Here is an 18,526-nt window from a genome sequence, read left to right as displayed (position 1 = left end):
GTCTGAGGGTATAATTCGTAAATTATGGTACATTTCTAAATGTTTATGGTGTAATTCTTACTAGATGGAGGCAATTTCAATGAATTTACTTTTTAAGAGGATCCTGATTATATCAGCATTTCCGATTCTTTTCGCATTAGGAGTTAGTTTGTTTACTTCCGAACCTTTTACCCTTGAAAAATACGTAAATACTTTATTTTATTTTTCATTGTCGATCGCTCTTATCGGTCTTGCCCTTTATGTAGTTAAAGGTGGTTTCTTTGATTTCTTTTCCTACAGTTTCAAAAGAGTAGCTAAGGCTTTATCTAGAGCTCCAGAGATTGATGATGAGATTTCATTTAAGACGAACTTTCAATTATCTGAGCGTGTAAATGTTTCTTTTATGAAATCATTTCTTTATAGTGGCTTGCTTTTATCATTTATTACAATTGCCGTTGCATATCTTTTGTAATTTGTGTATACTACAAAAAATAAATGTTATATGCGATGAGAAAGAAGAGTACATGATGTGAAGCTCTCAGAGAGCCTGTGGTTGGTGAGAACAGGCAGTGAATCATGATGGAATGGGCTTTTGAGCATTCTGACCGAACCTTCATAGTAGGCTCAGGCGTGTAGATGTCCGCACGATATAATGGACAGCGTATCGGAGCTTTTCCTGTACGTGTTAAAGTGATTTTCTGTTATTTCGAAAATTATAAGGGTGGCACCGCGGTCCATTCGTCCCTTGCATGAGGCGACGAGTGGGCCTTTTTATATTGATTTTTAAAAAACAAAGGAGAGATGAATCATGTCTGTAATCTTCTCAGGCATTCAGCCGAGCGGAAATTTAACGATCGGCAACTACATTGGAGCGATGAGGCATTTTGTTGAACTTCAAAATGAACACGAATGCTATTTCTGCGTGGTTAATCAGCACGCTATTACGGTGGCACAAGATCCAGTTGAATTAAAGAGAAACAGCCGAAATTTAGCTGCCCTGTATTTAGCAGCAGGAATCAATCCTGAAAAATCGACAATCTTCATTCAATCTGAAGTTCCAGCCCACACGAAAATGGGATGGATGATGCAATGTGTTTCCTATATTGGGGAATTAGAGCGCATGACACAGTTCAAAGATAAATCAACTGGAAAAGAAGCTGTATCTGCCGGATTATTAACCTATCCTCCTCTTATGGCAGCTGATATTCTTCTTTATAACACGAGTATCGTTCCTGTGGGAGATGATCAAAAGCAGCATCTTGAATTAACTCGAGATATCGCTGAACGATTTAATAAGAAATACCGCGAGATTTTTGTGATTCCAGAGCCACGCATTGCTTCTGAAGGCGCAAGGATCATGTCACTTGTGGATCCTGAGAAAAAGATGAGTAAATCGGACCCAAATCAAAATTCATTCATCTCTATGCTTGATGATGAATCTGTCATCTTAAAGAAAATTAAGCGTGCTACTACTGATTCAGAAGGCGTAGTTGCTTATGACAAAGAAAATAAACCTGGTATTTCAAATCTTTTAACCATCTACTCACAGTTATCAGGAGAAAGCATCAAATCTCTTGTAGAGAAATATGAAGGCAAAGGATACGGCGACTTTAAACAAGGTGTGGCAGAAGCTGTCATTCATGCTCTTAAACCTATCCAGAAACGATATAAAGATTATTTAGCATCAACTGAGTTAGATGACATTCTCGATTCTGGTGCCGAAAAAGCCAATCGTGTGGCGAACAAAACGTTGAACAAAGCCGAGCGAGCAATGGGATTAGCTCGTAAACGTGTTTAATAATACGTAGCAGAAAAACAAAAAACCAGCAGAAGTGATCGTTCGATCACCTGCTGGTTTACTTTATTTCTAGAACTATTTGATTTCGTCCTTAGTTTACTTGTGTACCGTTCTCCAGCTCCCAGATCTTTTCAAAATAAGGTTGTCCTTTTACTAACCGTTCACACATATCCATATGCTGTTTGGACCAACCGCTTTTCAGCTCACAGTATAACGCATCCCAAGCTTCGTCAAAATCCATCCTTTGAATTCTTCCGTATTGCTCTGGCATCCACTCTGTACACCAATACCTCATCTCGGCAACATTTTTTGTCGAGTGAAGCTGGTCTAAAGCCATGAACAAAAGTTGCTTCAGTTGTCTCTCTTTCCGAGTTAACCCTCGCATGCTGTCTGGATTTGGAGAAAGAATGTGATATTCCTTACTTAACTGCTTCTCACTGAACGTATAGACTTTTGTCTCCGTCTGCTCTGCCATCTCAAATACTAGCTGTTCTTGTCTTGGTATGAGTCTGCTCTTGCGGATTGGTATTCTATAACCCATCGTATCTATGATGAGAGATTTTTTTTCATCCGTAATGATAAAGCAATGTTCGAGTTGCACCCGTTGGTTGTTCTTTCGAACGTAAGCTTTTTGGTGGACCTCTTCAAGCAGGGAATCCGGCAGATCATTTAAATCATTCTCGATGTAATGAAAGAGCGTGGATTCTATTTTAATAATTGGCACTTGATCCAATAGTTCAATATAATCGTCTTTTCTCCATTCATGAAACTCACAAACGTTATAGCCGTTCTCTTCTCCTTCAAACCAGTTGACCCAAACATCACGTAAATATAACATCTGTACCCCTCACTTCTTTGCCGATTTGTATTTAAAATCAGTATAGTCAGAGGTTGTCCTTTTTATTCTAAATAAAGGTAATTAACTCGAAGTATGCAAAACCCCGCTTTCATAAGAAAACGGGGTTTGATCACAAACTATTCTTCGATTTTTTTGAACACCAATGATGCATTATGACCGCCGAAACCTAGTGAGTTACTAAGAACAGCTTTCACTTCTGCCTGTCTTGCTGTATTCGGAACATAGTCGAGATCACATTCTTCATCCGGTGTTTCATAGTTAATCGTTGGAGGAAGAATACTCTCTTGAATCGCTTTTACAGAAAAGATTGCTTCGATCCCACCAGCAGCACCTAATAAGTGACCTGTCATTGATTTTGTAGAGCTGACCGGAATCTTGTAAGCATGCTCGTTAAACACAGCTTTAATAGCAGCTGTTTCAAACTTATCGTTGTAATCCGTACTAGTTCCATGGGCGTTGATGTAAGAGATTTCTTCTGGAGCAAGACCGCTATCTTCAACTGCTTGTCTCATCGCACGCGCTCCGCCTTCTCCGCCTGGAGCAGGCTGAGTGATATGATAAGCATCCCCTGTTGCTCCGTAACCTACGATCTCTGCGTAAATCTTAGCTCCGCGTTTTTTCGCGAATTCGTATTCTTCCAGAACAAGGATTCCAGCTCCTTCGCCGATAATAAAGCCTGTTCTGTCCTTATCAAACGGACGGCTAGCTGTTTTTGGATCTGGGTTTGTTGAAAGTGCTCCCGCTTGGCAGAATCCTGCTAATGCCATGTCTGTGATCGGTGCTTCTGTTCCACCTGTAACCATTACATCTGCATCTCCGCGCTGAATCACTTTGAATGCATCTCCGATCGAGTTTGCACCAGATGCACAAGCCGTTACGGTACATGAGTTCATACCTTTCGCACCGATGGTAATTGAAACTTGACCAGATGCCATATCTGGAATCATCATCGGAACGAAGAATGGGCTAACACGTCTTACACCTTTTGCTTCAAAAATACGGAATTGTTCTTCATGAGTATCCATACCACCGATTCCAGAACCGATCCATACCCCTACGCGAGGTGCAATTTCTTCCGTGATATCTAAGTTTGCATCTTTAACAGCCATAATTGATGCGGCAACCGCAAACTGCGTGAAACGATCCATTCGGCGTGCTTCTCTTTTATCCATAAAATCTTCCGGATTAAATTCGGTTGCTTCTGCTGCAACTTTAACCGGAAACTTTTCTTTATCTCTTCTTGTAAGTGGACCAACACCACTTTGACCTTCAACAATCTTTTTCCATGTTTCTTCTACACTGTTTCCAAGAGGAGTTACGGCTCCTAGACCAGTTACGACTACTCTTTTTTTCATTGTAAAACCAACTCTCCTTTGTACACATTTGCGGTCATTGATGATTATCTTCCCCAACGAAGTGCAACAGCACCCCAGGTTAAACCTCCACCAAAGCCAACAAGTACGATTGTATGATCTTCTTTTATTCTACCATCTTTTAGTGCTTCTTTTAATGCCATCGGTATGGAAGCTGATGACGTATTCCCAAATTTGTCGATCGTCATGACCATTTTTTCTTTCGGAAGCTCTAAACGCTCTCGTGAAGCTTCCATGATTCTTATATTGGCTTGATGTGGAATTAAGAAATCAACATCTTCTTTCGTCAGACCTGCTTTATGAACGACATTTAATGAAGTCTCACCCATCTGACGCACAGCAAACTTAAAAACTTCTCTGCCGTTCATGTGGATAAATTCATTTTGATACAGATGTTTTGCTCCTGTTCCATCTGAACCAAGCTCGAACGAAAGGATGCCTCTCCCTTCACTAACATTAGAAAGTATAGCCGCTCCCGCTCCGTCTCCAAATAATACTGCTGTATTACGATCTTTCCAGTCCGTTATTTTAGATAGCTTTTCAGCACCAACTACTAGAACATTTTTATACGTTCCTGTTTCAATGAACTGCTTTCCTACGACCAAACCGTAGATAAAACCTGCACAGGCAGCACTGACGTCCATACCTACAGCGTTCTTAGCACCTAAGGATTCTTGTAATTGGCATGCTACTGAAGGAAATGGATTGTCTGGTGTAACCGTCGCTACCACGATAAGGTCAATATCTTCTGCAGAGATGCCCGCATCTTTTATCGCTTCTTCTGCTGCATATCTAGCCATATGAGACGTTTTTACCGATTCTTCTGCAATTCTACGTTCTACGATTCCTGTTCGAGTTCGAATCCACTCGTCACTTGTATCAACCATTTTTTCCAGGTCGGAGTTCGCTAGAATTTTTTCAGGGATATAGCTTCCCATCCCTATGATTCCTGCATTCATAACATTACCCCTTTGGTTTCGTTTTTGTTTAAATAAAGGTTTCTTACTCGTTTTCCCTGAGATGAGTAACTTGTAATAACGATTTACTAAATAAATGAAAAACTGTTTTATAATCAAATATTATGACCTGGTACTAATTTTATGATATCTCTTATATTTTGTCTAGTTAAAGTTCTTTTCTTTCACCAATATAAGCCGTAGGGCATATCCTGTATGGAAGAAAAGTGTAAGTTTAGTGAAATTGATATTAGGAGTGGTTCAATATGCATAATCCCCAAGCTAGACAGCAACCGATGTATCCTCCGCAGTTTCCTGGACGTTTTCCAATGGGCCAAAACCAGCAGCATATGCAGCAAGGTTTTCCACCACCACAACATTTCGGTGGCCCTGGTTTCAGAGGTATGCCGGCACCGTTTCATCAACCGATGCCTCGACCATTTCTACATTCTTTTCGAACGCAGGAAGGCTCTTTAGATTACAATAAAATTTTTTCTGTTATCGACCAATCCGTAAAAGTCGCACAACAGATCTCACCTATCTTTTCTGCGTTTAAGAAGAAGTAAAAAAAGCCAACCCGAGCAGGTTGGCTTTTCTTTGTTTGTTTCTTATTTTTCTTCTTTTCCAAGTTCGTAAGCATCATTCATCACGTTCATTAAGAGCTGAAGCATCGGCTGAACATCTTCCATCCCAAGCTCAATTCCTTTTTTCTCTAAAAAAGCTTGTGCTTCCGGCATATGCGACATAGCGATCTGCATAAATTTCATGTTGCGTTCTGTATCCATCTTTTTAATCCTCCCTCACTATATGTACAGAGTTATAAACCCTTACCTATTATAAAGAAAAATGTGAGACGGATAAACGTTTTATGATTAATTTCAATCTAACTAATGAAATTCAGATATACTGGTTAGGGTATTGATATCAATTTTTTGAGAAATCCGAAGAGTAATTAGAGAAATTCAGAAGTTATATTGACGAATCTTTACGATAATTCACCGAGTTTTCCTCACTTATCGACGAGGCGAAATACAACGTCAAAGTTAACCTTACCTATACACTCATGCAAGCACACTGCAATTCAAACAAAAAATGACCCTGAAAACTGCCAGGATCACCTTTACTTGTTAAATCTCTTTAGAATTGGGCTTTGATTTTTTATTCCTATTCCTAAAATGCATAATCTGTTTCATAATACCCTCTTTGATTTTCGTTTTAGCACGAAACCCGAGTTCATTTTCTGCTTTCTCACCTTTTATCCGCATCTTTCTTTTTTCTTTAAATGTTAATTGATCGGCTTTTAATTCTGTTAATCCTTCAAGCCATTGGTTCTGGTTGCCACTTGATATGTTGTAGATTTCATTTTTTGCAGCGGATTTACCCGCCAAGAATAAAGCTTCAGCGGCGTCATCCACAAAGAGTACATCTTCTGTAACTGAATCTTTTGATATCGAATCGTTCCTATCCTGATCTTGATCTTCTGTCGATATTACCTGTTGATACGTATGGTGTTCAGGCTGACCGGGTCCATATACAGTTGGCAATCTCATGATAACGAATGGAAAATCATGCTGTTCAGCAAGTTGTTTCACCATATTTTCTTCAGTCAGCTTAATAAGACCAAAAAGCGACTCCGGATTTTTTGGTGAAGTTTCCAAAACATCTCCTTGTCGTTTCCCATATACATCATAGGATGATACATAGATCAACTTCGTTTCATTGTTGGCTAACGTTGCGACTTTTTTTAGAACAGAGACGTTCCGCTGTACTTCATCTTCTATATTAGCCCATGGCGCTGTTGGCTTGACTGAACAAGCGAGATGGAAAATCACATCGCAGCCATTTGTATGCGGTTCAAGATCCGTTTCGTTTATATCATAAGGAAGGTACTTAAATCCGGCATGACGAGCAATGAAATCAATCCGGTCTGGAGATTCTGCCATATCTATGCCGACGACGTCCACTTCTTCATCCAACAAACGGCTGCACAAATGGTAACCGATAAACCCTGCCGCTCCTGTTACAAATGCCTTTTTCATGTAAGAGCCTCCAGTCCATTTTTCTCCTCTTACTATCCTATGGTCTTACCCAAAAGAATACGATACTTTTTTATACACAAAAACCCCATTACAGCATTCACGTAATGAGGTTTCTACAACACTTTTTCATGGTTTTTAAAATATTCTTGAAAGGCCCTTGCCGGATTGAACGTAGCTTCAGGAACATGTATAGAAAGTGAAATAGGTGCTGCTAATTCTTGTCTTCTCTTCTCATAAGGTCTGCTGTGATCTTTAAAATTAAATGCAACACCACGTGCTGCATGCCATATTTGAACTGGTGTAGTCGCTGTAAGGTGATTGGTTTGAGGTAGATTATGAATGAGTAATTCTATATCTTCTTCTGTATCGTAAGCTGTTATGATTTCACGAATCAGTCGTTTAAAAAATAATCGGTTCTGTCTTTCATGATTGAAATGGTGCTGCAAATCGATACATGGATTGATAAATAAAGCTGAGCGTATATTTTTTTCCATATCCTCCATGAGCTGCAGTGCAACAAGTGATCCCATACCCTCTGCGATCAAATGAATATTCGGGTTTAAAATTTCATGCTTCATTACATAGTGGTAAAGTCGTTTTGCCAGAATGACCGCTTTCGGACTACCCCAATGTCTTCCGTATAGATTAGAATAAAAAATGGTATATCCTTGATTTTTGAGGGATTGGATGAGGTTTGCACGTTCAGTGTTTTGTTTCCAAAGACTTGTATGCTCATCAACATAATGACTGCAATCACCGATGATCATCACGGCAAAACCGTTCGGCTGCTTTGGTAGGTGTATGATATTCCATTGATTGTCTATTTGGAAAGTGCGTTTGTCGATACTCACATTTCTCCCCTCGGATTCGCTTTTCTTAACTAATGTATGCAGGGGAAAAAAAATAGCTAAAGTTATCTGCCTAAGAATTCAGTTCTTTTTTTAGCTGTTCCAACGTTTGTTTTCCTTCATCTGTTAAATTCTTCTCTTCCTGTTCTTCCAGCGCTTTCAATTCTTCCAACTTTTCTTTCATACTAAAAATCCCTCCATGAAACCCGAATTAAGTATGTACTTTCTTCTTCGAAACCAACCCTTATCCTGTTAAGCTTGAACAATTTATGAAAATTTCTAACATTTAGGGCTTATTGGACGATTATTTACATAAAGAATCTTTCCCTTTATCTCAACTTTTGTTACTATACAGAAGGGTAAAGAATTCGTTTACATAAAGAGGTGAATGTGGCATGCGTTATATTTGGACGTTAATCTGGTCTTTATTATTAAGTAATATGATTTTTTATGTGCTCGTTTCAATGCAAGGCGGAACATTCGATTTCGTAAAAGCTTGTATTTTCGGAGTAGTGTTTACAGTCATAATTTCTATTCTTGGTGAGTTATTGCCAGCAAAAAGCGAAGAGATATAAAAATAAAAACCCGGATTATATGCCGGGTTTTTATTTTTGCTATGGCTTTCGTTTATATGTCCAAACTCTGTTATGATTCGTTGTTTCTGGAAATCGGTCTCCGGCTGATAAATGAATCTGTTGCGGATCATTTACCATACTCCCCGTCTCACCAATCTCTACATACATCCCGTTATTGGGTGCTTTCTGACCATGTTTAAATTGTTTATGCTGCCCCATATGTTGATGTACCTCCTTTCTTTTATAGGTTACCCGCGCTCTCATTGATAACTCTTGCTAAAAAAAGAAGGATTCCATCAAAATTTCCCTTAAAATGCCCCGTTTACTCCTGCCACAGCATGAAGCGGAAACATACATCGATAGATCTGATATCCCCTTACATCATACTGCGTTTCAGGGTTTCGATTTTCTTGCGTTTCTTCTACATAAGGTATCGCAAAATAGACGTTTTGCTGATCGACATATTCAATAAAACCTGTATATGCTGCACCATCCATCAACATTAATTGCACATGCTGATTTTTGTTTTTTAAGCATGTTTTATACATTTTTTTTAATGGTGACCGACCCATTCCCGCCGATTGTCCACCAAAATTTTGTGATGCTCCATATGGATATGGTTGTGGATACATATTACCCCCTCCTTCTACCACATCCTATTCAGAGTAAATGAAGATGGTACATTTATCTATAGACAGATATTCAGCAACTTGAAGGGATTGAGAAAAGCGTGGAGAAAGGTACATGTGATCTTTGTAGAAGAGAACCAGTAGTATTAACTGTTCATCACTTGATTCCGAAAGAAGAAGGCGGCAGATTTTCAGAAACAGCAAAACTTTGTACGCCTTGTCATAAACAGATTCATTTTTTGTATACAAATTCTGAACTAGCATCACTATACAACACCATTGAAAAACTAAGAGATACTCCCGAACTTAAAAAATTCTTAAAGTGGCTTCGTAAACAGCCGGCATCAGCGCTTCCCCGTATGAAAAAGTCAAACCGTTTGAAGCGAAGGAGATGAAGGTATGAAGGAACTAGTTGGAACATGTTCAATTTGCGGTGTGCAGTTATTTTGTATAGATGGTTTCTTTCAAGGAAAAATCATTAATAATCGAAATTACTGTCTTTCTTGTCTCCCTAATAATGAGGATGGAAATTCGTGAAAGAGCATAAAAATTGAGGAACGAGCAAAAAGCTGAGGAGTAAAAAAACTCTTGAGCAGGTCAAAAAGAAACCTGCAGACTAACAAGTGGCAGGTTTCTTAAACTTCTCATTTTGCTTTTGGCCCATTATCCCCCACTAACAGGAGGTATGAAAGCTACAGTGTCGCCAATGTTCACTTGATCTGTTAACTCTACATATTCCTCATTTACAGCAATTAATGCATTTTCAATACCAGAAAGTTTACCAACTTCATTTTGCAACAAGGTTCTTACTTCTTCTACGTTAAGAGAATAATGAACTTCAATCGAAATTCTATCTGTTTTGGCCTGCTGAGCTAAATCTGCAAACAATAAGATGTTGATCATCACTTCACTACCCCCTCTGGATGTCCAGCAGGATAAGTTGTTGTGCCTTTTTGATTACCTATCCACTCTTCCCCATCCGTATAATGCTCCTTTTTCCAGATGGGCACTATTTCCTTGATGCGCTCAATCGCATAACGACTTGCTTCAAAAGCATCGTTTCGATGAGGAGTAGATACTGCGATCGTTACTGCGATATCGGATATTTGCAGCGTTCCAATTCGATGTGTAATCGCCGTGATCGCACTTGGCCATTTTTCTTGAATTTCAGTTCCAATTCTTTCGAGTTGTTTTTCGGCCATAGGTACATATGCTTCATAATGAAGAAATTTGGTTTGTTTTTGTCCTGTCATTTCTCTAACCGTACCGATGAAAACAGAAATAGCTCCTGCATTATGGTGAACGACACTATCAATAACGTCTTGATTATTTATTGGTTCAGATGTTATCTTAAACATTTTCATGATCCACTCTCCTTCGATGTTGCTGAGTGATGTAGGTGATTAAACAGTTCAGCCATCCTTCTTCATCGTCCCGAATGAAATGGGGATCATTTGATTTCTGCAAAATAGCTCCGTTAGGTTTATTGGAGATGACTGCAATCACTTCATGAGAATTCAGCAAAAGATCCATATCTTCTATCCCGTTTTCTAAAAGAACGACTCGAGGAAACGGAATATGTTTATATCCTTCTATTAGAATACAATCCATTTCAATTGTTTCGTATAGGGCGATTGCTTTATTCAAAGGTAATTCTGAATTCATGGTTAATATAGAGTTATTTGAAGAAGTAACGCATGTAATATAAGCCCCAGCATTTCGATGATGCTCTGTATCCTTTCCAGCATCATTAAAATCTACGCGATCTCCGTGACCATGGTGTTTAATGACTCCAGCCTGAAGGTGGCGCTTACCTAACTCCTTAAGGAGCTTACTGATTAAAGTTGTTTTTCCACTGTTCTGATAGCCGACGACTTGGAGAATAACGGGTGATCCCACGGCCATTCGCTCCCTTCGCCATGCCAAGTGATTACACCTACTTCACTTCCCTTTTCCCACCCCCGCGTACCGCCAGGCAAAACGATCAGACAATTTGCTTCAACTAAAGAGGAAACTGAACTGGACTTATCTAGACCAGCAGGTGTTACAACGTTTCCATCGATCTCCTCTGAAAGAATAGCCCTGACAAAACGCGTAAACGGATTTGGTTTTGGAAAATCACTTGAAAGTATTGCCTTTGTAACTTTGCAATGTGGCTTCATCCTATTCATTCCTTTTAGGATCACAGGCCTCACAAAAAGTTCAGCGCCAACAAAGCAAGCAGATGGATTTCCAGAAAGCCCAAAAAGCCATTTATCTTTGAAGACTGCAACGGTCGTTACACTGCCTGGTCGCATGGCAACCTTGTTGAATAGAACTTCTGCACCAAGCTTTTTGTATACTTCCGGAAGAAAATCGTAATCTCCAACAGATACTCCCCCTGTTGTGATCAAAACATCGGTCTCTTGCAGTGATTCCTTGATATTTCTATACAAAGAGTCGAAATTGTCTTCACGATGTTGATAGAGTCTAACTTCTGCACCCATCGCTCTAACTTGAGCTGCACACATGTATGCATTGCTGTTTCTTATTTTTCCTGGTTGCAGTTCTTCATTTACGTCGAGCAGTTCTGATCCTGTTGAAAGAATGCCGACCACAGGTCTTTTATAAACCGAAATAGTGTGGTAACCGAACGTGGCAAGAATTGCAACAATTCCTGGCGTGATTCTAGTTCCTGCTTTCACTAAAACAGTGCCCTCTTGTGTGTCTTCACCTTGAAAAGAAATGTTCTCATCCCTTTTTACAGATCTTTTTATTTGGATATAGGTTTTGCCATCGATAACAAGCTCTTTTACTAGCTCTAACATGATAACTGCATCAGCACCATCGGGAATCTTGGCTCCAGTCATGATTCGAACCGCCATTCCGCTTTCTACTTCATGTTCAGCAACTTGTCCTGCTCCAATTGTCTCTACAACCTTCAATGTGATGGGATCATTCATTGATGCTTGTTTCGAATCACCTGAACGAATAGCGAACCCATCATAAGGAGAACGATTAAAAGGAGGAACATCATGGGTAGCAGCAAGATCCTCTGCCAATATACGATGATCACACTCAGTGATCGAAACTTTTTCAATTCCCCAAAACCTGGTGTTATTCATGATTTTATTTACGGCCTCTGCAACTGGTAGTGGTGTTCGTTTAGTAACTGGCAAAATTTCACCCCTTCTAATTTTCAGAATATAAACACTTTTCAGTTTACTTTTACGTCTATCTTTGTTATTATTTTTTTAAATTATGGAAAGGATGTTGATCGAATGAAGGTTTCTTATGAATATTACCACCGTTCCGGCTATAAAGTAACCATTACCGACATCCCAGAAGAATTTAACGAACAGGGAGTTTTTTCCCTTCGCATCATGCATTCTCTGCAAAAGCAAATTGACGAAATCGACCATATGTATCAACCTAAACGAACATATCGGCTAAAGCTTGAAGAAACGGGGTAAAATTTACACCGTTTCTTTTTTTGCTTTTACTTGTTTTGCAATCCACTCTACTGCGTTTAAATAGGCAGCACGTGAAACTTTATGACCAGAAGTTTTGTCGTTCATGTACACAGATGCACTATTTTTCTCGGTTAAGGTTTGTACGTATGGTTTTGCAAACTCATATGGAATTACAGCATCAACTTCACTATGCCAAATAAATAACGGACGATTGTTTAGCTTATCAAGGTTGCATGTAAGGTCATAATCCTTTAAGGAAGAAATAGAATTCTCAAGCTCTTCGACTGTGAGAGGAATATCGTAACCTGCATTTTGAATTCTTTCGATCTGCCATCTTGCAAATTTCTCATGAGCTGGCGTTCCCATAAGTGCACATCCAGCACTGATCTTCGGATTGTTGACGAGTGATCCGTAAGTGATGATAGCCCCCATTGAAGTTCCACCGACAGCTACTTGATCTTCTAGAACAAACTCGTTTTCTTTTGCCCAATCCATAATAGTGTTCACATCTTGTATGCCTTGTTGAACGATGTTCCAAAAGTCATATTCCATCGACTTGGGTGGATTGGCTACGATTCGCTCTCCATGATGTAAGGCATCTGGTAAGATTACTCGAAAATCTTTTTCAGCTAGTGAATATGCAAAATGTAAATTATGTTCTTTTGCACTCGTATATCCGTGTATGAAAATGAAAAGCGGCAACGGTTTGCCTGCATTCTCTGGTTTTTCCGCAAGTAAGAAAGGAATATCGCCGATCGTTCCTTTTTGAATTGAAACCATGTGTGTATCTCCTCTTTCTCTTTTTTTCCATCTTATCATGAGACATGTTTCTTTTTCATGAAAGACGCCCTGTATGAATAGACTTTTTGTATGTAAAATAATACACTTTATATAAGCATCCTAAAAAAGGCAGGTACTTTCGTGACACAACCTTACTTAATTGCATTAGATCTTGACGGAACTTTATTAAACGATGAGAAAAAAATTCCAAGAAAAACAAAAGAACTACTTTTTCAACTGATCGATCATGGTCATCATGTTTGCATTTCTACTGGTCGCCCTTTTCGTTCATCTAACATGTATTATGAGGAGTTAGAACTAAATACTCCGATTGTAAATTTTAATGGCGCCTTTGTTCATCATCCGCATGATGCAGGGTTCGGTATTCACCACTCTCCGCTTGAACTCGACGTTGCAAAACGTATTATTTCAGCATGTGAGACGTTTAAAGTGAAGAACATCATGGTTGAAGTTCTTGATGATGTCTATTTAAAGAAACCAGATGAAGTGATAGTTAATACATTCATCATGAATGAAAATCCTCTTCAGATTGGCGATCTTCATAAAACCTTGCAAGATGACCCGACGGCTATTCTGGTTCATCCAGAAGATCATCACATTCCAGAGTTAAGAGCGATGCTCCAAAAGGAACATGCTGAAGTTGTTGATCAAAGAGTTTGGGCTGCACCATGGAACATCATTGAAGTCATTCGTTCTGGTATCAGCAAAGCCACGGGCCTGAAAAAGATTGCTGAATATTACAATGTCCCACAAGATCGGATTGTAGCTTTTGGTGATGAAGACAACGACTTTGAGATGATTGAATATGCAGGTCATGGTGTTGCGATGGGAAATGCTATTGATGAACTTAAAGCACGTGCTAATTATGTAACACTTACAAATGAAGAAGAAGGCATTGCCCATTATTTAAAAAACATCTTAAAACTTGTTTAACATGATAAAGATCTTCAAGCTGTATCTCAGCTGGGAGATCTTTTTTCCATTTCTTTTTTAAGCATTTGATACTTCTGATTACATATTGTACTTTTTACGGTAAAAACTAAACGTACGGGAGAAAAGGAGGAATTTCAATGAGTAAAAAGAGTCGATCCAAACGTGCTATTAAGCAAGGTGCCGATATGGTTAGTCAGGAAACAACAATGGGTTTTAGTAAAGATGAGCAAGAAGATCGCAAACGTGAAAAAGAAGAAAGAAATTCATTAGGAGGCATATAACGATGGCAAACAGATTATTTCAAATCGCGAGAAATGCCGTTCAACAAGCTGTAGGAAAAGTTCAACATTCAACTCATGAATTAAATAACCAGATTTCTAACAGTGAACATGCCGATCATGCTGAACTTTCTGGTCATGACAAAGAAGTAGCACAGAATGCTCTTTCTTCTGCAATGGCTAATTCTTCTGATGCAGAGCGTGCTCAATTGGCAGAATTTCAAAAAGAATTGGATAGACACTCAGGTGTTTCGTCTCATGTGAATGGTTCCCAACATGCAGAAAACCAACACTCGGAGACAAGTCAGCCTCAGTCATTTACTCAAGCGACCGGCTTAAGTTTAGAAGACGCTGAGAGCTTATTGGAAGAAAACCCTGATCGCCTAAACTAAATGGTTAAAAAGGAACAGCTTTCTCTTTTTCAAGGAGAAAGCTGTTTTTTTGGAAATGTAATAGCAGTCAAAGTTTTTATTTTTCTTAACACAAGTTCACTAAGCTGTTCATATCCGAATTTATTAAAATGAAGTCCATCATCAATTACGTATTTTTGAATGTTCTTATCAAATAATATTTCAAACAATGGTATATAAGATGTCCCCTCATGTTTCGCTACTTTTTTAACGGTTTGTGCATATTTTTTCATCCTATCATTCGTCCGAGCTTTCTGTTGGTCTTCAAACACGGGTGCTGGACTGATCAAGATGACTTTATCAGGTCCGATTTTATTTACCATATATGTTAAGTTCTTTTCGTATTCTGCTAATGGAATAAGTCTATGATCGCTTGAATCGTTGGCACCAAAAAGAATGGTGACGTAATCAGGACGATGCCGAAGAACGTCATCTTGCAGTCTCACAAGGGCAGCTCTCGTCGTCTCTGCAGGTATCCCAGCATTCATTACAACCCACTCGGTTAATTCTTGTCTCAAACGGGAAGTTAATCTAAGTGAGCCATCTTTACTCTTTTCTTTTGAAGTGATGCTGTCTCCAAAACAAACAAGAGTCTTCATCTCTTACTCATCTCCTCTATTGAATATCTCTAATTAAACTATTCGAAAGAAATTACCATTTATCAAACGTCAAACCTCCATTATTTTTGTTATAATGTGTTATGTGAAGAAGATATCTTATGTTTTTAGAGTAATTTTGGGGGCATTGTATGAAAATTTATCGCGTAACGAATGAAGCTGAATCTCATATCATTGAAGAAATTGCGCATTTATTCTTACAGCAGCGTACGATGGATGGTGAGCCAGAAGAAAAAACCAGAACGTTTGCTGGTATTAAAATGGCGCTTGAAAACCCAGAGAAAAGCGGAATCATCATTGCAGAAGAAGAAAACTCTGTTATCGGACTTGCTTTCTTTAACTTAGGAGTAAGTCTTCGTATCGGTGGACCTTATCTTTGGTTGAATGAGCTTTATGTACATGAAAAGCATCGCAACAGAGGAATTGCCCGTAAACTTTTGCTACACTTGATCTATTGGGCTGAGAGAGATGGTATCAAATCCATTGAACTTGAAACAGGGATCAACAACTCTGTTACGAAGCATCTATACAATTCATTGGATTTCCATGATATCATCTCTAAGAGATATGCATTTCATTTTTAATACTATTATTGAAGGAGTGTTCGTAATGGCAGTAGAATTTTCGATCCAACCAACACCGAACCCTAACGCAATCAAATTTGATGGTTCAGAGAAATTTTTAGAAGGAAGACTTTCTGCACGTGTAGGTGATGATTCAGATTCACCTCTAGCTAAAGCTCTGTTATCCATCGATGGAGTAGAATCGATTTTTGGTTTTGAAAACTTTATTACAGTAAATAAAACAAATGACAGTGACTGGAACGAATTGATGCCAGAAATTCAAAAAGCATTAGAAGAAAATGCTTAAGTTGTTTACACCAGCCTTTACGACCGGGCTGGTTTTTTGTTGGTGAATTTTTGCGGAAAGAACATTTTTCCTAAATATGTTGCTTTTTGAAGTATTGATTTTTGTTCCAGGCTGCTCGCTTTCCACTCCAATCAGTTGTCAAAAGTGACAAAGAGTTAAAAGCAACTACTTTTTATTCAATAGCTTATTTAAAAGACTGAAGCGGCACCGCTAGTGTATCTGTTTTTTCCCCGTTCTTAGGACTATAGCAAAACAGTTCTAGCATGAGCGTACCGTTTATAGGCAGATCATCCTCTGGAATTTTAACTTCAAATGAAAATGGAGCCCAATCTGGTCCACCTTTCTCGATTTGTTCATTCTTTTCGATAAAAACGTTATGACCATCAGAAACAGAATAAGCAAATGAGCCTTCAAACACTCTTGCCTCTCCTGATACTTTGTAAGTACCGTCTTTACCTGAAAAGTGTATATTTCGAAAAGCGTTATTTATCTTTTCTTCAGGTCCGCCTTGAAGAGTAAGCGTTTCTTCTACTGTTAGACTCTCAGTTCTCAATGATCCTGGAGCTATTTTATTAGGTAGGAAGGTTGCTTTCACTGTATAGATGCCTGCTTTATTATCCTCTGCAGAAATCTTCCACTTTGTTTTCCAAATATGACTCGCCCCAGCTTTTATATGTACGTCCTCTCGTTTCTTCTCATAGTTCTTTCCTTTAGAATGTCTGAAAACTTCTTTTTTCGAAGAATCCAAGATAGCCACATCAAACATCTTTGAACGATCAAAAGATAAAGTTACCGCATGATTGCTATGATTCTCAAGAACAGCGAGCACATCAATCCCATCGTTTCTTTGCTGGATGGAAAGAACGGGACTGAGTTGAGAAGTTACTTCACCGTGTTTATCTATAGACTTATCCTCTTCTTTGTTACAAGCTGACAGTAGGTAAATAACGGTACATACAATTAGTAAAGCGATAATGGATGTTTTAAATGACTTCATGTTTTCTTTCACCTCACTTTCATTTTTACCTTTATATGGTGTTTTTATTGAAAACATTCGCAAAAAAACACACGGTATGGACCTTGTCCATACCATGTGTACAAAATTGAATGGTTTGTAATTGTGTGGGGTCAGACCCCTTAGTCATTTCTGAAGAAGCCGTAGATGCCTGTTGTGTGAACGATATTTGTGAAGGCATTCGGATCTACCTCTTTAAGCACCTGCTCTAGATCATATAATTCATAGCGTGTGATTACGATGATGAGCATCTCTTTATCTTGCTTAGAGAATGCACCTTTAGCCGGTACTATTGTAATACCACGAACCATTTTTCCGTGAATGGCTTCTTGAATCTCATTGCCCTTCTTCGTAACGATCATCGCTGTTAGTTTTTCATGACGCGTATGTACAGCGTCAATAACGCGTGATGATACATAAAGAGCTACAAGCGTATATAACGCCTTCTCCCAACCGAATAAGAAGCCTGCTGCAAGTATGATCAAACCATTAAGGATAAAGAAATAACCACCGATCGGCTTGTTCTTCATCCTTGATAAGATCATCGCGATAATATCAAGTCCTCCTGTTGATGCTCCATACTTCAATGTAACACCAACACCTAATGCAGCGATAACTCCACCGAAAACCGCATTCAAGAGTATATCTGATGAAACGACTGTAATAGGTATGATCTCTAGAAACGCGGTGATCATGATGACACTCAAAAAACTATATACCGTAAATGACTTTCCTACTTTCAGCCAGCCTAAAATCGTCACAGGAATATTAAATAATAAGTACAAAATACCAGTGCTGATCGGAAAAGCCGTATTAACGAGCATTGATGAAATCAGCTGAGAAACACCTGTAAACCCACTCGCATAAACCTTTGCCGGTATTAAGAACATGTTTAGCGAGACGGCATTAAGCAGGGCTCCTACGATTATAAAAAAGATCTTTTTAAGTTCAGTTATCCCTAGATCTTTTAAGTGAAAACGTTCTGTCATGTGTGAGAGTCCCTCCTTTTTTCATTAATCCAAGTCATTTTTAACAGATAAATATACCCCTCGTCAATAGTCATAAGAGCTATTTTTCAAACATGATCATTGCCT

Annotated in this window: 27 protein-coding genes and 1 other annotated feature; of the genes, 11 read left to right on the top strand and 16 right to left on the bottom strand. The window is 38.8% G+C overall.

Features of this window, described 5'->3' with window-relative positions:
- The first annotated feature begins 79 nt into the window (after nucleotides 1–79).
- Both ACNJYY_RS08060 and trpS read left to right on the top strand, forming a co-directional pair.
- Entirely contained in the window at nucleotides 80–451 is a 372-nt protein-coding gene (locus ACNJYY_RS08060) for a DUF3899 domain-containing protein (RefSeq protein ID WP_416731303.1), read from the top strand.
- 26 nt (nucleotides 452–477) lie between these two features.
- Nucleotides 478–728 (top strand) — a binding site (T-box leader).
- Nucleotides 729–787: 59 nt separating this feature from the next.
- Nucleotides 788–1,777, top strand: a complete 990-nt coding sequence (gene trpS, locus ACNJYY_RS08055; RefSeq protein WP_416731302.1) for a tryptophan--tRNA ligase — start codon at nucleotides 788–790, stop codon at nucleotides 1,775–1,777.
- Between the two features lie 91 nt (nucleotides 1,778–1,868).
- On the opposite strand, the gene ACNJYY_RS08050 is transcribed toward trpS, so the two are convergent.
- The 3 genes from ACNJYY_RS08050 to ACNJYY_RS08040 form a co-directional block, all read right to left on the bottom strand.
- Nucleotides 1,869–2,615, bottom strand: coding sequence for a YjbA family protein (locus tag ACNJYY_RS08050; protein WP_066393092.1), 747 nt, complete (start codon nucleotides 2,613–2,615; stop codon nucleotides 1,869–1,871).
- A 137-nt stretch (nucleotides 2,616–2,752) separates the two neighbouring features.
- Nucleotides 2,753–3,991: a beta-ketoacyl-ACP synthase II gene (fabF, locus tag ACNJYY_RS08045; RefSeq protein WP_144701151.1), complete on the bottom strand. Its 1,239-nt coding sequence runs from the start codon at nucleotides 3,989–3,991 to the stop codon at nucleotides 2,753–2,755.
- 44 nt (nucleotides 3,992–4,035) lie between these two features.
- Nucleotides 4,036–4,968 carry a beta-ketoacyl-ACP synthase III gene (locus ACNJYY_RS08040; RefSeq protein WP_416731301.1) on the bottom strand — a complete coding sequence of 311 codons (933 nt, stop codon included), beginning with the start codon at nucleotides 4,966–4,968 and terminating at the stop codon, nucleotides 4,036–4,038.
- 263 nt (nucleotides 4,969–5,231) lie between these two features.
- On the opposite strand from ACNJYY_RS08040, the gene ACNJYY_RS08035 reads away from it, so the two are divergent.
- Nucleotides 5,232–5,531 (top strand): YppG family protein, encoded by a 300-nt coding sequence (locus tag ACNJYY_RS08035; protein WP_066393082.1) that lies wholly within the window; start codon nucleotides 5,232–5,234, stop codon nucleotides 5,529–5,531.
- 42 nt (nucleotides 5,532–5,573) lie between these two features.
- Here the strand turns inward: ACNJYY_RS08035 and ACNJYY_RS08030 are convergent, their stop codons facing one another.
- From ACNJYY_RS08030 to ACNJYY_RS08020, 3 genes are all read right to left on the bottom strand, one after another.
- Nucleotides 5,574–5,750: a ComZ family protein gene (locus ACNJYY_RS08030; RefSeq protein WP_416731300.1), complete on the bottom strand. Its 177-nt coding sequence runs from the start codon at nucleotides 5,748–5,750 to the stop codon at nucleotides 5,574–5,576.
- Nucleotides 5,751–6,092: 342 nt separating this feature from the next.
- Entirely contained in the window at nucleotides 6,093–7,004 is a 912-nt protein-coding gene (locus ACNJYY_RS08025; protein WP_416731299.1) for an NAD-dependent epimerase/dehydratase family protein, read from the bottom strand.
- Between the two features lie 113 nt (nucleotides 7,005–7,117).
- Nucleotides 7,118–7,855, bottom strand: coding sequence for an alpha/beta hydrolase (locus tag ACNJYY_RS08020; protein ID WP_416731298.1), 738 nt, complete (start codon nucleotides 7,853–7,855; stop codon nucleotides 7,118–7,120).
- Between the two features lie 392 nt (nucleotides 7,856–8,247).
- Here ACNJYY_RS08020 and ACNJYY_RS08015 point away from each other — a divergent pair, with 392 nt between their 5' ends.
- Nucleotides 8,248–8,427, top strand: a complete 180-nt coding sequence (locus tag ACNJYY_RS08015) for a YjzD family protein (protein ID WP_066393075.1) — start codon at nucleotides 8,248–8,250, stop codon at nucleotides 8,425–8,427.
- Between the two features lie 39 nt (nucleotides 8,428–8,466).
- Here ACNJYY_RS08015 and ACNJYY_RS08010 read toward each other — a convergent pair whose 3' ends face one another.
- Nucleotides 8,467–8,646, bottom strand: a complete 180-nt coding sequence (locus ACNJYY_RS08010) for a YjzC family protein (RefSeq protein ID WP_066393073.1) — start codon at nucleotides 8,644–8,646, stop codon at nucleotides 8,467–8,469.
- 89 nt (nucleotides 8,647–8,735) lie between these two features.
- Nucleotides 8,736–9,059 (bottom strand): hypothetical protein, encoded by a 324-nt coding sequence (locus tag ACNJYY_RS08005; RefSeq protein WP_416731297.1) that lies wholly within the window; start codon nucleotides 9,057–9,059, stop codon nucleotides 8,736–8,738.
- Between the two features lie 98 nt (nucleotides 9,060–9,157).
- On the opposite strand from ACNJYY_RS08005, the gene ACNJYY_RS08000 reads away from it, so the two are divergent.
- Entirely contained in the window at nucleotides 9,158–9,451 is a 294-nt protein-coding gene (locus ACNJYY_RS08000) for an HNH endonuclease (protein ID WP_416731296.1), read from the top strand.
- A 268-nt stretch (nucleotides 9,452–9,719) separates the two neighbouring features.
- Here the strand turns inward: ACNJYY_RS08000 and moaD are convergent, their stop codons facing one another.
- The 4 genes from moaD to glp are packed head-to-tail and all read right to left on the bottom strand — an operon-like array spanning nucleotide 9,720 to nucleotide 12,214.
- Complete coding sequence (moaD, locus tag ACNJYY_RS07995; protein WP_416731827.1) at nucleotides 9,720–9,959, bottom strand: molybdopterin converting factor subunit 1; 240 nt, start codon at nucleotides 9,957–9,959, stop codon at nucleotides 9,720–9,722.
- Nucleotides 9,959–10,414 carry a molybdenum cofactor biosynthesis protein MoaE gene (locus tag ACNJYY_RS07990; protein WP_416731826.1) on the bottom strand — a complete coding sequence of 152 codons (456 nt, stop codon included), beginning with the start codon at nucleotides 10,412–10,414 and terminating at the stop codon, nucleotides 9,959–9,961. The genes moaD and ACNJYY_RS07990 overlap by 1 nt, the downstream gene beginning before the upstream one ends.
- A complete protein-coding gene (mobB, locus tag ACNJYY_RS07985) occupies nucleotides 10,407–10,955 on the bottom strand; it encodes a molybdopterin-guanine dinucleotide biosynthesis protein B (protein ID WP_416731295.1) in 549 nt (182 codons plus the stop codon). The genes ACNJYY_RS07990 and mobB overlap by 8 nt, the downstream gene beginning before the upstream one ends.
- Complete coding sequence (gene glp, locus ACNJYY_RS07980; RefSeq protein WP_416731294.1) at nucleotides 10,895–12,214, bottom strand: gephyrin-like molybdotransferase Glp; 1,320 nt, start codon at nucleotides 12,212–12,214, stop codon at nucleotides 10,895–10,897. The genes mobB and glp overlap by 61 nt, the downstream gene beginning before the upstream one ends.
- 102 nt (nucleotides 12,215–12,316) lie before the next feature.
- On the opposite strand from glp, the gene ACNJYY_RS07975 reads away from it, so the two are divergent.
- Nucleotides 12,317–12,508, top strand: coding sequence for a hypothetical protein (locus ACNJYY_RS07975; RefSeq protein ID WP_137789879.1), 192 nt, complete (start codon nucleotides 12,317–12,319; stop codon nucleotides 12,506–12,508).
- Nucleotides 12,509–12,511: 3 nt separating this feature from the next.
- Here the strand turns inward: ACNJYY_RS07975 and ACNJYY_RS07970 are convergent, their stop codons facing one another.
- Nucleotides 12,512–13,288 (bottom strand): prolyl oligopeptidase family serine peptidase, encoded by a 777-nt coding sequence (locus ACNJYY_RS07970; RefSeq protein ID WP_416731293.1) that lies wholly within the window; start codon nucleotides 13,286–13,288, stop codon nucleotides 12,512–12,514.
- 141 nt (nucleotides 13,289–13,429) lie between these two features.
- Here ACNJYY_RS07970 and ACNJYY_RS07965 point away from each other — a divergent pair, with 141 nt between their 5' ends.
- The 3 genes from ACNJYY_RS07965 to ACNJYY_RS07955 all read left to right on the top strand — a co-directional run bounded on the left by ACNJYY_RS07965 (nucleotide 13,430) and on the right by ACNJYY_RS07955 (nucleotide 14,912).
- Nucleotides 13,430–14,242 (top strand): Cof-type HAD-IIB family hydrolase, encoded by an 813-nt coding sequence (locus ACNJYY_RS07965; RefSeq protein ID WP_191754887.1) that lies wholly within the window; start codon nucleotides 13,430–13,432, stop codon nucleotides 14,240–14,242.
- Nucleotides 14,243–14,379: 137 nt separating this feature from the next.
- Nucleotides 14,380–14,523: a hypothetical protein gene (locus ACNJYY_RS07960; protein ID WP_416731292.1), complete on the top strand. Its 144-nt coding sequence runs from the start codon at nucleotides 14,380–14,382 to the stop codon at nucleotides 14,521–14,523.
- A 2-nt stretch (nucleotides 14,524–14,525) separates the two neighbouring features.
- Nucleotides 14,526–14,912, top strand: a complete 387-nt coding sequence (locus ACNJYY_RS07955) for a DUF3813 domain-containing protein (RefSeq protein ID WP_416731291.1) — start codon at nucleotides 14,526–14,528, stop codon at nucleotides 14,910–14,912.
- 29 nt (nucleotides 14,913–14,941) lie between these two features.
- Here the strand turns inward: ACNJYY_RS07955 and ACNJYY_RS07950 are convergent, their stop codons facing one another.
- Nucleotides 14,942–15,529: a GDSL-type esterase/lipase family protein gene (locus tag ACNJYY_RS07950; protein ID WP_416731290.1), complete on the bottom strand. Its 588-nt coding sequence runs from the start codon at nucleotides 15,527–15,529 to the stop codon at nucleotides 14,942–14,944.
- 149 nt (nucleotides 15,530–15,678) lie between these two features.
- Here ACNJYY_RS07950 and ACNJYY_RS07945 point away from each other — a divergent pair, with 149 nt between their 5' ends.
- Nucleotides 15,679–16,131: a GNAT family N-acetyltransferase gene (locus ACNJYY_RS07945; RefSeq protein WP_144701181.1), complete on the top strand. Its 453-nt coding sequence runs from the start codon at nucleotides 15,679–15,681 to the stop codon at nucleotides 16,129–16,131.
- Between the two features lie 25 nt (nucleotides 16,132–16,156).
- Nucleotides 16,157–16,417, top strand: a complete 261-nt coding sequence (locus ACNJYY_RS07940) for a NifU N-terminal domain-containing protein (RefSeq protein WP_066393044.1) — start codon at nucleotides 16,157–16,159, stop codon at nucleotides 16,415–16,417.
- A gap of 184 nt (nucleotides 16,418–16,601) precedes the next feature.
- Here ACNJYY_RS07940 and ACNJYY_RS07935 read toward each other — a convergent pair whose 3' ends face one another.
- On the bottom strand, nucleotides 16,602–17,414 hold the full coding sequence (locus ACNJYY_RS07935) for a BsuPI-related putative proteinase inhibitor (protein WP_416731289.1): 813 nt from the start codon (nucleotides 17,412–17,414) through the stop codon (nucleotides 16,602–16,604).
- A 140-nt stretch (nucleotides 17,415–17,554) separates the two neighbouring features.
- Nucleotides 17,555–18,421, bottom strand: a complete 867-nt coding sequence (locus ACNJYY_RS07930) for a YitT family protein (RefSeq protein ID WP_416731288.1) — start codon at nucleotides 18,419–18,421, stop codon at nucleotides 17,555–17,557.
- Nucleotides 18,422–18,526: the final 105 nt, after the last annotated feature.

Source organism: Fictibacillus tiangongensis, from assembly GCF_048083785.1.
Lineage (GTDB): Bacteria > Bacillota > Bacilli > Bacillales > Fictibacillaceae > Fictibacillus.
The sequence above is the reverse complement of the archived record's forward strand: the minus strand, read 5'-3'. Positions and strand labels throughout refer to the sequence as shown.